This window comes from Lachnoclostridium sp. An14 (assembly GCF_002160755.1).
In the GTDB taxonomy this organism is placed as follows: domain Bacteria; phylum Bacillota; class Clostridia; order Lachnospirales; family Lachnospiraceae; genus Lachnoclostridium_A.
This window is the reverse complement of sequence record NZ_NFLE01000004.1, coordinates 140,528-153,284: the sequence shown is the minus strand read 5'-3', so window position 1 is coordinate 153,284 and position 12,757 is coordinate 140,528. Positions and strand designations below refer to the sequence as shown.

19 protein-coding genes are annotated in these 12,757 nt (G+C 55.4%); 7 read left to right on the top strand and 12 right to left on the bottom strand.

What is annotated here, in order from left to right:
* Positions 1-36: 36 nt before the first annotated feature.
* From B5E84_RS04105 to B5E84_RS04045, 12 genes are all read right to left on the bottom strand, one after another.
* The gene (locus B5E84_RS04105) at positions 37-876 is read right to left on the bottom strand and encodes a DUF2262 domain-containing protein (RefSeq protein WP_087219613.1); all 840 of its coding nucleotides are present in this window, start codon (positions 874-876) and stop codon (positions 37-39) included.
* A 12-nt stretch (positions 877-888) separates the two neighbouring features.
* Positions 889-1,968 carry an ankyrin repeat domain-containing protein gene (locus tag B5E84_RS04100; protein ID WP_087219610.1) on the bottom strand — a complete coding sequence of 360 codons (1,080 nt, stop codon included), beginning with the start codon at positions 1,966-1,968 and terminating at the stop codon, positions 889-891.
* Between the two features lie 16 nt (positions 1,969-1,984).
* Positions 1,985-2,572 (bottom strand): hypothetical protein, encoded by a 588-nt coding sequence (locus tag B5E84_RS04095; RefSeq protein ID WP_087219607.1) that lies wholly within the window; start codon positions 2,570-2,572, stop codon positions 1,985-1,987.
* Positions 2,563-2,958, bottom strand: a complete 396-nt coding sequence (locus B5E84_RS04090) for a hypothetical protein (protein ID WP_087219604.1) — start codon at positions 2,956-2,958, stop codon at positions 2,563-2,565. Before B5E84_RS04090 ends, B5E84_RS04095 begins: the two co-directional genes overlap by 10 nt.
* Entirely contained in the window at positions 2,955-3,167 is a 213-nt protein-coding gene (locus B5E84_RS04085; protein WP_087219601.1) for a hypothetical protein, read from the bottom strand. The genes B5E84_RS04090 and B5E84_RS04085 overlap by 4 nt, the downstream gene beginning before the upstream one ends.
* A gap of 13 nt (positions 3,168-3,180) precedes the next feature.
* Positions 3,181-3,414 carry an Imm17 family immunity protein gene (locus B5E84_RS04080; RefSeq protein ID WP_087219598.1) on the bottom strand — a complete coding sequence of 78 codons (234 nt, stop codon included), beginning with the start codon at positions 3,412-3,414 and terminating at the stop codon, positions 3,181-3,183.
* Positions 3,411-3,920 carry a hypothetical protein gene (locus B5E84_RS04075; protein WP_087219595.1) on the bottom strand — a complete coding sequence of 170 codons (510 nt, stop codon included), beginning with the start codon at positions 3,918-3,920 and terminating at the stop codon, positions 3,411-3,413. The genes B5E84_RS04080 and B5E84_RS04075 overlap by 4 nt, the downstream gene beginning before the upstream one ends.
* A 21-nt stretch (positions 3,921-3,941) precedes the next feature.
* Positions 3,942-4,220, bottom strand: a complete 279-nt coding sequence (locus tag B5E84_RS04070; protein ID WP_087219592.1) for a hypothetical protein — start codon at positions 4,218-4,220, stop codon at positions 3,942-3,944.
* 16 nt (positions 4,221-4,236) lie between these two features.
* Positions 4,237-5,352: a hypothetical protein gene (locus B5E84_RS04065; RefSeq protein ID WP_087219588.1), complete on the bottom strand. Its 1,116-nt coding sequence runs from the start codon at positions 5,350-5,352 to the stop codon at positions 4,237-4,239.
* 454 nt (positions 5,353-5,806) lie between these two features.
* A complete protein-coding gene (locus B5E84_RS04055) occupies positions 5,807-6,550 on the bottom strand; it encodes an amino acid ABC transporter ATP-binding protein (protein WP_087219582.1) in 744 nt (247 codons plus the stop codon).
* The gene (locus B5E84_RS04050; protein WP_087219579.1) at positions 6,547-7,344 is read right to left on the bottom strand and encodes an amino acid ABC transporter permease; all 798 of its coding nucleotides are present in this window, start codon (positions 7,342-7,344) and stop codon (positions 6,547-6,549) included. The genes B5E84_RS04055 and B5E84_RS04050 overlap by 4 nt, the downstream gene beginning before the upstream one ends.
* 37 nt (positions 7,345-7,381) lie before the next feature.
* Positions 7,382-8,206, bottom strand: a complete 825-nt coding sequence (locus tag B5E84_RS04045) for a transporter substrate-binding domain-containing protein (RefSeq protein WP_442911389.1) — start codon at positions 8,204-8,206, stop codon at positions 7,382-7,384.
* Between the two features lie 696 nt (positions 8,207-8,902).
* Between B5E84_RS04045 and B5E84_RS04040 the strand changes: the two genes are divergently transcribed.
* The 7 genes from B5E84_RS04040 to B5E84_RS04020 all read left to right on the top strand — a co-directional run bounded on the left by B5E84_RS04040 (position 8,903) and on the right by B5E84_RS04020 (position 12,756).
* Complete coding sequence (locus B5E84_RS04040; protein ID WP_242963271.1) at positions 8,903-9,184, top strand: helix-turn-helix domain-containing protein; 282 nt, start codon at positions 8,903-8,905, stop codon at positions 9,182-9,184.
* 24 nt (positions 9,185-9,208) lie between these two features.
* Positions 9,209-9,487: a hypothetical protein gene (locus B5E84_RS04035; RefSeq protein WP_087219576.1), complete on the top strand. Its 279-nt coding sequence runs from the start codon at positions 9,209-9,211 to the stop codon at positions 9,485-9,487.
* A complete protein-coding gene (locus tag B5E84_RS04030) occupies positions 9,466-10,146 on the top strand; it encodes a hypothetical protein (protein WP_087219573.1) in 681 nt (226 codons plus the stop codon). The genes B5E84_RS04035 and B5E84_RS04030 overlap by 22 nt, the downstream gene beginning before the upstream one ends.
* Entirely contained in the window at positions 10,143-10,307 is a 165-nt protein-coding gene (locus tag B5E84_RS20560; RefSeq protein WP_162612802.1) for a hypothetical protein, read from the top strand. The genes B5E84_RS04030 and B5E84_RS20560 overlap by 4 nt, the downstream gene beginning before the upstream one ends.
* Positions 10,308-10,410: 103 nt before the next feature.
* Positions 10,411-10,698 (top strand): hypothetical protein, encoded by a 288-nt coding sequence (locus B5E84_RS20305; protein ID WP_143469167.1) that lies wholly within the window; start codon positions 10,411-10,413, stop codon positions 10,696-10,698.
* On the top strand, positions 10,695-12,023 hold the full coding sequence (locus B5E84_RS04025; protein ID WP_087219570.1) for an SUMF1/EgtB/PvdO family nonheme iron enzyme: 1,329 nt from the start codon (positions 10,695-10,697) through the stop codon (positions 12,021-12,023). Before B5E84_RS20305 ends, B5E84_RS04025 begins: the two co-directional genes overlap by 4 nt.
* Positions 12,016-12,756, top strand: a complete 741-nt coding sequence (locus tag B5E84_RS04020) for a 3'-5' exonuclease (RefSeq protein ID WP_087219567.1) — start codon at positions 12,016-12,018, stop codon at positions 12,754-12,756. The genes B5E84_RS04025 and B5E84_RS04020 overlap by 8 nt, the downstream gene beginning before the upstream one ends.
* Position 12,757: the final 1 nt, after the last annotated feature.

Sequence of the window (12,757 nt, the reverse complement as noted above, 5' to 3'; positions counted from 1 at the left end):
TTCCATTTATCGAGTCAACTTTTATAGGGGCAACTTTTACCCCTCAATGTTGGCAGTTTTGAGGCCCTTTTTCAAGGAGCCATAGACCGCTACCGCATGGTCGGTAAACATCTCGTCGCAGTCAAAATAGGCGGTGAAACTGCCGCCGGAGGTGACGGACAGGCTTGTCATGCTGATTCGCCGGGCAAGTTCTTCCTCTGTGATGGGGTCGGTTTCCGGGTTGCGGGGATTTTCCTCATCCTGGGAGAGCCAGTCGTTGGCCAGCCCGGTCAGGTTCTTGGCCGCAAACTCCCGCATGACCTTGTCCCAGGTTTCACAGTCGGCCAGCAGTTTCTTGGCGGCACTGCGGGCGCGGGTCCAGGAGGGCTTGCTCTCAGCATTGACCTCCAGAGAAAGGAGCACATCCTTTCCGCACCACTGGATCTCCCCTTCAAAGGTATCATAGTCCTTGTCCAGTTTCAGCTCACCCAGCACCTCGTCCTGGATCACTACCGGCTTGTGATACTCATCCAGAACGGCCTGAAGCTCCGGGCAGTCCTCATGGGCCTTAACCACCTGGGAGATGCACCAGGGGCGCACCGCCAAATTTTGCGCCCATTCTCCCTTCATCCGGCGGATCTTCAGGCGGCAGATCTGCTCGCTGCAAAATCGTCCCCAGCCTTTGTCACTATTTCGTTCCTCGTCGGTGACCGGCCACTCCAGCCGCTCCTCTTTGGCGCTGACCTTGCCGGAGTCACAGAACACCATGCCCAGCGTCACAACGGTCATTGACCAAAAGCCGCCCTTGCTGTGATATCCGCCCCCGATGCAGCGATTGATCAGGGCGACCACTTCCTGCTCCTCGGGCTCGTACATCTCATAGAATTCTTCAAACATTGCGTTCTCTCCTCACTCCTCAAACTCGCCCTCGATCATCCCGTTCAAATACCGGCCAGGGTCTGCGATGAAGTCATCCCATTTGGCCAGAGGGTGGAATTCCTCATGTTCGATGTCCAGATACCATAGTTTTTTGTCCCTGGGGCTCCACAGAAGCAGGTAGTCACTGTAGTTATCCATCTGCACCATGAGGGAGAGCAGCTTCTTCCGTTTCCAGGTCATTTCCTGCACATCCAGGAAGGAGTAGAGCTCCGCCCACTTCACCCATTTCTGCTCCGGGAACTCCAGCCGCAGGGGGCCGGTTTTCAGATATTCCACCATTTTGGCAGGCAATTTGTAGGGCATAAGCTGCCGGATCTTTTCCTGCTCGTTGTGCCAGTCCTCCGGTTCCAGGGCCTTCAGGTAGTCGGCCATCTCCTGATTCTTGTTCTGGACTGCCACACTGTAAGGACGGGCGCCGTATTTATCTGAGAGGGTGATGTCCGCCCCCTGTTCCACCAGCCAGCGCACCATGGGGAAATTGTTGGAGCGGGCGGCCTCGGTGACAGGGGTGGAGGCGTAAGGGAACACCATGTCCGGCTTGTGGTAGTTGATGTCTGCCCCTTTTTCCAGCAGCAGTTTGGCAAGCTCGGCATATCCATCGGATACCGCCGCCCGGAATGCCTCGCCGCCGAACTTGGCCACGGTAATCCCGGCCTGCTCCAGCACGGGGATGTTCTCCGGCCGCTTGCCCCAGCGGACCTCTTGGAACGCCCGCTGTTTCTGCTTGGGGCTGAGTTGCGCGGCCTGTCCAGCAAAGAGTTTCACTACTTCCGGCCCGCAGCAGCGGACGGCGGTGAGCAGCAGGGGCTGCTCCTTTGCCAGACTGGGATCAGCTCCATGCTCCAGCAGGAAGTGGATCATGGGCACATCATTCCGAAAAACCGCGATTTCCAGCGGTGTGAGTTTGATATACTCGCTGAGCTGAATAGGAACATCTAAATCCAGACCACTTTGGAGCAGCGCCTCCAGCTTGGGAGCGTCATGGTCACAGATGGCGGCAGCCGTTTCCGGGAGAGTCTCCCAGCGGCCAATATATGCAATTTGGTACATAAGGCACCTACTTTCTCTACCCCACAATGGTGGTTTCCTTTACGACCAGATTGTCGTAATTCATGGCGATCAGCTTCCCGGCGGCCTCTGGGCTACACATGAACCAGGTGCTCACGCCCCAGGCGTCCATCCTTGTAACGGTGAAGAAGTCGGTTTGGGCAGAAGTAGGTTCTCTTGCGTCAATATAGTAGTCGGAGTAGAGATACACCAGATCCACCTCCCGCTCCGGCAACCACTTGGCCCGGCGCGCACGCGGTTTGCCATTTTTCAGAGTCTTTTCTCTTGGGTTCTCAAACCACGCCAGTTCCTTGAGTTTCAGACCGGTGAAGGTATCCATGAGCCGCTGGGCGATCTCCCGGTGGGTAAATACTCCGCAGTCCCAGGAGCCCATCAGCCATGTCTTTATAAAATCGCCCACCTTGCTGCCAGGTGCAGGCGGCCCGTAGGCGCTCTCATCCGCCCGCATGACCTCTATCGTTTCGCACTGATCCGGCCGGGGACAGGGCTGCTTGTTGCCATATCGGTACATGATATTTACATAGCCATAGTCTTCGCCGGTTCGGTCATGACCGACGACTTCCACTTTATAGGCAGTTATAGACATTGTAGTTCCACCTCCTGAGCCAGTACAAATCCGCACAGCCCAAAGGAAGAGTCGATGACAAATACCCGGATGTGCTCCCGATTCATCCGCTCCCGCAGTTCCTCGATGCTGCAGCAGGCGGGAAAGCCGTAAGAGATAGTTCCGTCCAGCAGGTCTTTATACTGTTCAAAAAATCCGTCCACAGTGATCTCGTCCATGCCGAAGAGGATGTTGTCCTGGATCACATTTTCAAACCAGTGGGCCAGCAGGCCGGTGAAGCGAACGGATACTTTCTCTCCGGCCTCGGTCTTGGTATCCATGTGCAGGGTGTGGACTTCAAAGTCAGCGCAGTAGCGCAGGACTCTGTTGTCGTGCAGACCATCAAAAGAGCAAATCAGCGTACTCATAGGGATTCCTCCTCGTCCATGAGCTGCTCCTGGACCTCTTTGGGCAGGTCGTTCCATAAAATGTCGTATGTAAAATCTCGAATCTCCGGGTAACACTCCCGCGCGGTCTTTTCCTCCGTTTCCCGATCCAGGTAGTGCATCTCCTGATGGAAAAACCAGTTGAGCTTTTCCATCAGCCGGTAAAGGCGGATCTGTTCTTCCTGTGTCATGGGGTACCTCCTGTTATTTCAGCGCCAGCACAAAGCCCCAGATGCCCACCACGATCAGCACCACCCCCAGCAGGAAAAAGATCACCCGCCGGGAGCCGCGGCCATAGCGGTGGGAGTGGGGCGCGCCGGTGGGGTCGCAGAGCCAGTTCCAATTCAGGATTGCTCCAATCAAAACTACCACGCCCACTGCCAGCAAGACGATGTACCAATGCGTCTGCAAAAAAGCCATAATTGTTTCGCCGTTCATTTACAGATCACAACCTTTCCAGCATTGGGAGTTTCCTTTCGGATGATTTCTTCCCGTTCTTTCAAATCAAGCGCCAGGGTTCGTTCTCCTTCCAAATACCCCTCACAGTCCCGCACCAGCTTTTGGGCGTCCGGGTCCTCCGGGGCCAGAGCCAGCCATCGCTGGGCGTATCCATAGGCGGTAGCGGCAGAGAAATGTGCCATCAAAGTGGAATACCCCCTGCGGGCGTTCCAATAAGGGTCCTTCTCCCCCTGGGACCAGATGGATTCCAACAGCTGGGTGGCGTGCCGGAGAGGAGTCATGTCCACCTTGCCGTCCTTGCCATGGATGCGCTGGTCGCCCAGCACCGCCAGGTTGCTGTAGGCACGGCTTAACTTGAGAGTCAGAAGATAGTCCCGCTCTGTTTTCGGGACGGTTTCGATGGCCTGGATGCACTGGGAGAACTCGCCCGTATCATTCCACTTCTCAATCTGCTCCAACAGCTCTGCTTTTTCTGCCTGGTTCATCGTTTCACCGCCTTTTCTGTTTCATCCTTTGCCTTTTTTGAAGTGTCCGCTACCTCGCCAGGTGTTGATTACACAGGTAAATATCTGCCCGCAGTGTTTACAACGGACCGTGTGAGCCGTAATTTCGTCTGCCCATCCATCCTCAGTCTTTACCTTCTCCAGCGAACAGGTGGATTCCTCTGCCATCAGTTCAAATTCACCTTGTTCCGCCAACTGCTGGATATAGGCAATACAGGCCAGGTAGTCTTTGAGGGCATCAAATTTTCTCCATGTTTGAATGTTTCGGCAGTGTTCGCACATATGACAGCGTCTCCTCTCAGGTCTGCTGGTGCTGCATGGATACGATATGACAGTCCGGGCAGAACTCTAAATAGAGCGTACCCTCCGCACAGTCAAACACCGTATCCCACTGGATCTGAGCCAGATACTTCATGGGCTTGCCGCAGTGGGAGCAGGTCGTATATTCCGCGTCCTGTACCCAGTTGGCAAAGCCTCCGATGGTGTTCACATCCTGGCAGGCCGCGCCGTAAAACAGGGGCACCGGCGTCTTGCCCAGCACAAAGGGATTTTCGGTAAGGGCCTTGTAGTCCTCGGGCTGGACATAGCAATCCATCTTCTCCGCCCCGTCAAAGAGTTCGGAGGGAAAGACCTCCACGCCGCCATCCAGGGTGAAACTGTTAAAGGCTGGACCTTTCAAGAATCCCACACAGTTGGGGCAGCAGGTGGCGGTCAAGACACCATCCAGCCCCAGGAACCGGAGCCGCTCATCCCGTCCGTCCAATACCAGTATGTCCACCATGTGTCCGCCGCAGTGGGGGCAGGTGTCCTCCTGCGCCCGGCCAATGCGGACGGGAGATTTCTCGCCGGTGGTTCCTTTGACCATAGGATAGCAGGTATTGAAGTTGAGCTGGGTCCGAAAGCCCTCCCTGTCGAAGGTCCAGCCGCCGATCTGTGCATAGCTGGACGGGTCCACATAGAGCCTCTTTCGCCAGGGCCGGGGGCTGCGCTCCAGCTCCAGCAGGATCTCCAGCGCCCGGTCATCCCCCTGGAAGGCCAGACAGCACATCAGGTTGGACGCTTCGCTGGAATCTTCCGTGGACAACAGCGCGTGAATCAGACCATCCCGCACATCGACGGGAGCGTGATAATAGATCTCGCAGGGCCAGAACACCTCTGCGGCCAGCGCCGCCTGTTGAATCTCCGGGATGATGGCATCCTGGTAGCCCAGCAGCTGCCAGAAGTCGGTGAGTTCTGGGTCCTCCATATCTGCCAGCCGCCGGATGTTCTGGATTAGGTTTTTTTGTTTCTCGGCAATTTGTTCCGGCGTCCAGGCAAGAGCAGCTTGCCTCTCTTGTTCGCACTTGCATTTCCAGCACAATCCCTCATAGCCCAAGGGCGTTCCGCAGCCGGGGCAGGTGTATTTCAGACTCATATGCATTGATTTCCTCCAGATAATAAAAAAAATACGCCGCACTGTCATAAAGGCAGATCGGCATAGAGCATGAAGATACCGCGTTAAAGAAACTGCATCTACCAGCCGATGTAGTTTCTTCAGCAATCAAAATATTTTTTTGTATTTTAAAACAGCAAATTGCCTTCCAAATATATGGATTCATCGCAACATTCCTTTTGTCAACATATTATTTTTTTATTATATCATATATTGTTTTATTGTGGAATATTTTTACTGCTCTAAGTTATTTTTGTGGCCATACTGGTCATCCCAAATTCTCCTTCCCCCTGGCGTTCCGCTCATATTTGACAGCGGCCAGCTGCCTATGCTGGGAGCGCTCACCCCGCCAGAGGCCTTTTGTCAGAAAGAACGCCGTTTCCATGGCAGAATAAAAGAGAGCCTACCTCCCCGGCAAGCTCTCTTTCTCTTAACATTATCCCTTCATAAACCGCCCCAAAAACTCTTTCGTCAGGTGATTCTGGGGATTTCCGAAAATGTCGGCGGGGGCGCCTTCCTCGGCGATGACGCCGCCGGCCATAAATACTACGTGGCTGGACACGTCCCTAGCAAAGGCCATCTCATGGGTCACAATGATCATGGTCAGTCCCTCGTCCGCCAGCTTGCGCATAACCTCCAATACCTCTCCCACCATCTGGGGATCCAGGGCGGAGGTGGGCTCATCAAAGAGCAGAAGCTCCGGCTCCATGGCCAGGGCTCTGGCGATGGCCACCCGCTGTTTCTGGCCGCCGGAAAGCTGCCTGGGTTTCGCGTTGATGTAAGGGGCCATGCCTACCTTTTCCAGGTAATAGAGGGCATTTTTCCTGGCCTCCTCCTTGCTCTTTTTTAACACCCGCGTCTGGCCCACCATGCAGTTTTCCAGCACGTTCATGTTGTTAAACAGGTTAAAGCTCTGAAACACCATTCCCACCCGTGAGCGGTATTTGGGCGCGTTGACCTTTGTCCCCACGATGTTGTCCCCGTGGTAGAGGATTTCCCCCGTGGTGGGAGTCTCCAGAAGGTTTAAACAGCGCAGCAGGGTGGATTTTCCCGAACCGGAGGCGCCGATGATGCAGGTCACGTCGCCGGTTTTCACGGAAAAGTCAATGTCCTTCAGCACCAGATTAGTACCGAAGGCCTTGCTCAAATGGCGGATCTCTAAGATCATCTCTCCCTTCATCGTCCATCCTCCTCCTTTTTCTCTCCCTGGTATCGGAACATCCCGCTGGTGTAGGCCAGGGTGTCCGTAGTCGCCAGGTCAAAATTCTCCGCGCCGTCCATGCGGCTCTCCAACAGGCGCAGGATCCGGGAGCAGGTAAAGGTCATGATAAAGTACATGATCATGGTGATGGTGTAGGCCTCAAAGTTCATATACAGGGCTCCGGCCGCGGCCTTCGTCTTGTAAAGCAGCTCCGCGATTCCGATGACGGAGAGCACGCAGCTGTCCTTGATGTTGATGATCAGGTTGTTGCCGATCTGAGGCATAATGTTGCGCAGGGCCTGGGGCAGAATCACGTAGAGCATGGTCTGCACGTGGGTCATGCCGATGGACTTGGCCCCTTCCGTCTGTCCCTGGTCGATGGACAGGATGCCGCCGCGGACCGTCTCCGCCATATAGGCTCCCGTATTGATGGACAGGATGAAATAGGCGGTGCCCCTCATGGACATATTGACGCCTAAGAGGGGAAACAGGCCGAAGTAGATAAACATGGCCTGGGCCATCATGGGCGTGCCGCGGAATACCTCCACGTAAATATTTAAGATCACCTTGATCACGCCTAAGAGTACCCGTTTCACCGGGTTGTCCCCCTTCTGGGAGGGGATGGTCTGGATAATGCCCACGGCAAAGCCGATCAGGCATCCCACCGCCGTTCCCACCAGGGCGATGACCATACTGAGCCCGGCTCCCTGGAGCATGGACGCTCCGTAGCGGTCAAACACCTCCAGCACACGGCCGAAAAAATCTGTTGGCATACGTATTTCTCCTTATTGCAGCCGAAGCTGCCGTTCATTAATTTGCTAAGGGCTGAGCCTGGATGGCCTCATCCATCATAGCGGAATAGTCGTCTGCGGTCATGGTAGCCAGAACGCCGTCGATGGCCTCCTTCAGCTCCGTGTTTCCCTTCTTCATGGAAATGCCGATGTTGATCTCCTCGTCGGTCACCTGGAAATCATCCTCGCCGCCGCCAAACTCCATCAGCACGAAATCGGGGTAAGCCACCAGGGCACCCTTTCCCGTGGGCTGGTCGGTGACAACGATGTCACATTTTCCGGCGTTTAAGGACATCAGCATATCCGGGGCGCTGGCCGTGGCGGACAGGATGTTGGCGTTTTCAATCTGGGGCAGGCAGATGTCATACCAGATGGTGCTCTGCTGGGAGGTGCAGGTGGCTCCCGCCAGGTCTGCCACGCTCTTGGCGCTGGCGTAGGGGCTGTCCTTCTTGGCCAGAGTCACGATGGTGGCGTAGTAGTACGGCTCGCTGAAGTCCACTTCCTTCATGCGCTCAGAGGTGATGGACTGTCCGGCGATGACGCAGTCCACCTGATCGCTCTTTAAGGCGGGGATCAGGGAATCCCAGTCCAGGCGCACGATCTCCAGATCGTAATCCAGCTCCTCACAGATCTTCTTTGCCATCATGACGTCGTAGCCGTAGGCGTACTCGTTGCTGTCCGCGATGGGCACGGCGCCGTTGGAATCGTCGGGCTGAGTCCAGTTGTAGGGGGCGTAGGCGCACTCCATGGCCACCCGCAGCACCTTCTTTCCGTCCCCGGCATCCGCCGCCTGGGTCTGATTCTCAGACTGGCCGCCTCCACAGGCCGTCACGGATACTACCATAAGTCCCGCCATCATCAGGGCCGCTGCTTTTCTCATACTCTTTTTCATAACGTATCCTCTCCTCTTATTGGTATTTTTTCCAGAGCGCCCGCCCTTTCTCACCGCGGGAAACGGCGGCATCCGGCCCCTCAGGGATCCGGAAACAGAGAAAAAAGCCACGCCTTCCACCATGTTCAGGCCTGACTTCTTCGTCCCTCTTTGCCGGCGTACCAAAACGGCCGCGCGACGCTCTCATTCATTGCGGATTTATACGAAAAATCCGCTTAACGGTATCAGTATACCATAAGGCGTCCCATTTTCCAATAGTAAATTTTTATTTTTGACGGTTCTGAAAAATGTAACATTAAATGCGAAAGGAAGCGAAAGCCTCCCGACGCATTATTTTTTTACCCAGAAACAGAGAAAAAGGCCATACACGGCCACTTTATAAAGTCTGTATTGTGCGGTGTAGGTTGACAGGTTTTGCCGGGCTTTTAAGGTGAAAACCCGGAAGCGGTGGAGAGCAGCAACGCTCTAAAAGGCTCCATGTCGTTCAACAGGTTTGCAGCTTTTAAGGTGAAAGCTGATACGGTTCGGGCCTCCCGACAAAAAGCACCCGCCGGATCGCGTGGAAGCCGGTTGAAAAGCACACGCCCAACAATGCAGATTTTACAAAGCGGCCGGGTGCGGCAAGGGCCCCGCAAAGGAGGTGAAAATGTGAGCGGATACAGATATTTGACACTGGCAGACCGGCAAACGCTGGAGGCCCTCTATCTGGAAGGCGACCGTGTGCAGGATATAGCCGACCAGATCGGCGTCCATGTGGCGACCGTCTACAAGGAACTGAAAAGAGGCGAAACTGGAGGGCTCGATCGGAACATGCGGCGAGAGTATAGCGCCACACTGGCCCAGCGCCGCCTCGCGGAGAACTTCAAAAGGCGAGGGAGGAAAACCGACGAAGCCGATCACTCGGATCTTGCCGAAGCCGTGAAGGTGTAACGCCTCAGAAAGGAAAGCGCAGACATGAAAAAAGACTTTAGATATGACGCCACCCTTTTGAGTCGTGCGTCATTCCCGGCGGTACTGGAAGCGGGAAACCGCCCTTGCATTGTAGAAACGACCGTTTACCGGCTCAACGCGGTAGCTGTCACCAGCCTTATGCTGGACGGCTTCGATCCGCTGCTGAACTTTATCAGCTTGAGCCCGGACGACACATACATAACACAGCACGAAGTTGAGGACATTGTAACCGTTGTGCATATCAGAAAGGAGGCAGAGGCATGGCAGCACTCAACAAAGTAGCGAGCTACTTCGCTGACGAGATCCGGGACGGGATCGCGTGGGTGATTATATGGAAAACAGACCGCAGCTGGCACGGGTACGCTGCATGGCTGGATCCGGACACGGAAGCCTTCGGGCCTGACGATCTGAAAAAGGCCCGCGAGATTTTAGCGGAAGATCCGAACGCCGTCATGCTGAACGGCTACTACTGCGGACACTTCGGCGAGGACATGAACGCGCTCGAAATCGCGGCCGGGATCCGCTGGCATTATGAAAACGGCTACAATCTGCTGAGCGACTCAACCGCGCTCCCAGACGAACCGGCAGAGCCAAAGGAAGCCGTGGAGCTGACACTGACGATCGGCCCGGATCAGGCAAAGGCGATCGCTCAGGAAGTAGTAAAGACCGTTCAGCCCGTGATCGACTACGCCGCCCAAAAGGCGAGGGAGTTTATAGACTGGGCTATTCAGACAGCTGGAGAACTCGCAAAACTCGCGGCCGAGTCGCTGAGCAAATTCATGGACGCCATGCTCTACTCGGTAAACGCCCACCCGAAATGGTGGCACCTATATAAACACGCCAAAAAGTACCGCGTGCGTAAAAAATACCGGAAGCGGCTCATGCAGCAGCTCATTGAGAGCCTCAGAGCTGCGCCCGATCCTCTGGAGGTGATAACGTGAGCAAGCCATACCATGAGTGCCCGAACTGCGGCGCTCATTTAGACCACGGCGAGCACTGCGACTGCAAAGACAGGCGGCAGGAGCCGGATCCGGCAGCACAGAGCGCTGGACAACTGGCAACCGGAAACCGGCGCGAGCCCGTACTCATGCCCGGCGCATAGGGGCACGCTATGAGGTATGCGGCGAGTGCGGGCTGGAATGGAATGTAAGCAAAGATTTAGTCCTACCGTGGTACGGCTACCGCTGCCCGCGGTGTAGGAGTAAATGGAGGAAAAAGACGTGAACCCGTTAATAGGTGGTTTTTGGAGTTGTGGGTCATACGCTGGCTGTTTTTCTTATTCGTTGTCGAGTTGGAGAATAGGATTTACTCCGTCCATATTTTTATGCGGCGCAAGAAAAGAAAAACTCGAACTTTACCCGGAATATATTCCAAAAAAATGGATCCATTTAGCGCGATACGCAAAAAAGAAGCGAACCCGGAAAAAGTGGGAACATGCAATCGCAAGAGAAATAAGCAAACACTACAAATTTAATAAAGGAGTGCAGTTATGAGAAATGAAATTGTTTATGACGACCGGGGCCGCCCGGACATTCTGGTGGTATTCACACCGGACGAGCTAAAGCTCCCGGACACATTAAAAGGCAGGAAGGTGAAGGAGTACGCGATCAGCAAGTATCCCAACACCATGATCGACGGCAGGCCCTACTCTCTCCCCTTCATGCCTCCGGCCGTCAATGTCAATCACGACGAGGCGATCCGGCTCTGCGAGGCAAAGGGCCCCGGCTGGCACCTTATCACAAACGACGAGTGGGCGGCGCTGGGCCACCAGAGCTGGGAGAACGACACCGTGCCGACCGGAAACACCAGCAGCGGCAAAAGCCACAGCCACCCGGAGCAGACGGGCGCTACATACAAAGACAGCTACGGAAAAACACTGGCAGGCTCCGGCCCGATCGAGTGGAACCACGACCGCACAGCGGAAGGCGTGGCTGACATGGTGGGGAATGTCTGGGAGCATGTCGGAGGCGTCCGCTTCCTTAACGGGCAGGTGCAGATCATACCAAACAACGAAGCGGCAGCAGGCGCGGATCAGTCTCCAGACTCAAAGGAGTGGACGGCAATCTATACGCCAGACGGGGATCCGGTTTACTACAACGTAAAAGACGGCGAGATCGTGCTGCAGCCGACCGCCCCGAAGGAAAAGGACTACGACGGCGTTCCCTTCTGCGACCTCCACGAGCGCACAGACATGGAAGTACCGGACAAGCTGATCGAGCTCGGCCTCTATCCAGCGCCCGACTATGAAAGCGAGGAATATTTCTGGCTGGACACAGACGGCGAACGCTGCGTGTCTCGCGGGGGCCACTGGATCCACGGCGTGTCCGCAGGCGTGTTCTGCCTCGTCGGCACCCGCTCCCGCTCCGGCTCCGACGCGGGCCTCGGCTTCCGCTCCGCTTTAGTCCGGTACTCTGGAGACTCTGGCGATCTGGATCATCTGGACGACGATCCCACCGACCTGAGCAGCGCACCGGATAAGCTCAAAGCCACGATCAAAGGAAACGCCGATAAGCTGAACCAGAGAGACGAGGCGAAAAGCTGGCCCTTCCCTCTGCCGGAAACACTTCCGGGAGTCGTGAAGCTCATGCTCACCAAAGTGCTGACGGAGATCTACACAGCCGCAGGCGGTAAGGATCTTCTCACATTCGAGAAAATGGCATACAACGCCAGCGACGAAGAAATCAAGGAGACGCTGCGGATCGCTTCACAGCTGGCACAGCTCAACATAGCAGCCAACGCCATGAGGCAGGCGTTCGAGCAGACAAAGCTCGCCATGACAACCTCGATCACGATCAAAAAGGAGGGCGACCATGAATAACCTCCGCGACATATTCCAGAGGTACGAGGCGGCCGTGTTCTTTGACACGGAAACGACCGGCCTCGACGCCAAAAGCTGCCGGGTCATTGAACTGGCAGCGATTCGGATCGAGAAGGCAGCGGACGGCTCCCTCATAGAAACCGACCGAGCCGACATGTTCATAAAGCTGCCGGAAGGCGAAAAGATCCCAGACAAGATCGTGGAACTGACCGGGATCACCGACGAAAGGCTCGCAGCCGAAGGCATACCGGAGGGAAACGCTGCCGCAGCCTTCGCAAAAATGATTTACAGCACCGGAGGGACGTTACTTGTGGCGCATAACGCGCAGTTTGATCTTCTGTTCGTTCGTGAAATGCTGGGAAGATTAACCAATTTTTCCATAAACGGAGCCGGGATTAGCCGCTGCGACTATCTGGACAGCCTCACCGTTTACAAAGACCGCCGAGCATACCCACATAAACTGGCGAACGCGATCGCTGCCTATAAGCTGGAGGACAAAGTGAAGAACTCACACCGGGCGATCGACGACGTGGAGGCTCTGCTGGAAGTATGCAAGGCCATGGACAACGAGCGGGCCGATCTGCTGAGCTATGTCAATGTGTTCGGATACAACCCGAAATACGGAGTCACCGGCGACCGGCTCCCGCGTGTGACCTACTGGCCGCAGCATTTTAACGATTATATGCAGTCGCCGCGCTACACTCTACCCGCACGAGTGAAAAGAAGGAGGTAAA

Coding starts and splice junctions, on each gene's coding strand:
- B5E84_RS04105 (WP_087219613.1), bottom strand. CDS start 876: ATGTTTGAAGAATTCTATGAGATGTACGAGCCCGAGGAGCAGGAAGTG.
- B5E84_RS04100 (WP_087219610.1), bottom strand. CDS start 1,968: ATGTACCAAATTGCATATATTGGCCGCTGGGAGACTCTCCCGGAAACG.
- B5E84_RS04095 (WP_087219607.1), bottom strand. CDS start 2,572: ATGTCTATAACTGCCTATAAAGTGGAAGTCGTCGGTCATGACCGAACC.
- B5E84_RS04090 (WP_087219604.1), bottom strand. CDS start 2,958: ATGAGTACGCTGATTTGCTCTTTTGATGGTCTGCACGACAACAGAGTC.
- B5E84_RS04085 (WP_087219601.1), bottom strand. CDS start 3,167: ATGACACAGGAAGAACAGATCCGCCTTTACCGGCTGATGGAAAAGCTC.
- B5E84_RS04080 (WP_087219598.1), bottom strand. CDS start 3,414: ATGAACGGCGAAACAATTATGGCTTTTTTGCAGACGCATTGGTACATC.
- B5E84_RS04075 (WP_087219595.1), bottom strand. CDS start 3,920: ATGAACCAGGCAGAAAAAGCAGAGCTGTTGGAGCAGATTGAGAAGTGG.
- B5E84_RS04070 (WP_087219592.1), bottom strand. CDS start 4,220: ATGTGCGAACACTGCCGAAACATTCAAACATGGAGAAAATTTGATGCC.
- B5E84_RS04065 (WP_087219588.1), bottom strand. CDS start 5,352: ATGAGTCTGAAATACACCTGCCCCGGCTGCGGAACGCCCTTGGGCTAT.
- B5E84_RS04055 (WP_087219582.1), bottom strand. CDS start 6,550: ATGAAGGGAGAGATGATCTTAGAGATCCGCCATTTGAGCAAGGCCTTC.
- B5E84_RS04050 (WP_087219579.1), bottom strand. CDS start 7,344: ATGCCAACAGATTTTTTCGGCCGTGTGCTGGAGGTGTTTGACCGCTAC.
- B5E84_RS04045 (WP_442911389.1), bottom strand. CDS start 8,206: ATGGTAGTATCCGTGACGGCCTGTGGAGGCGGCCAGTCTGAGAATCAG.
- B5E84_RS04035 (WP_087219576.1), top strand. CDS start 9,209: ATGAAAAAAGACTTTAGATATGACGCCACCCTTTTGAGTCGTGCGTCA.
- B5E84_RS04030 (WP_087219573.1), top strand. CDS start 9,466: ATGGCAGCACTCAACAAAGTAGCGAGCTACTTCGCTGACGAGATCCGG.
- B5E84_RS20305 (WP_143469167.1), top strand. CDS start 10,411: ATGGAGGAAAAAGACGTGAACCCGTTAATAGGTGGTTTTTGGAGTTGT.
- B5E84_RS04025 (WP_087219570.1), top strand. CDS start 10,695: ATGAGAAATGAAATTGTTTATGACGACCGGGGCCGCCCGGACATTCTG.
- B5E84_RS04020 (WP_087219567.1), top strand. CDS start 12,016: ATGAATAACCTCCGCGACATATTCCAGAGGTACGAGGCGGCCGTGTTC.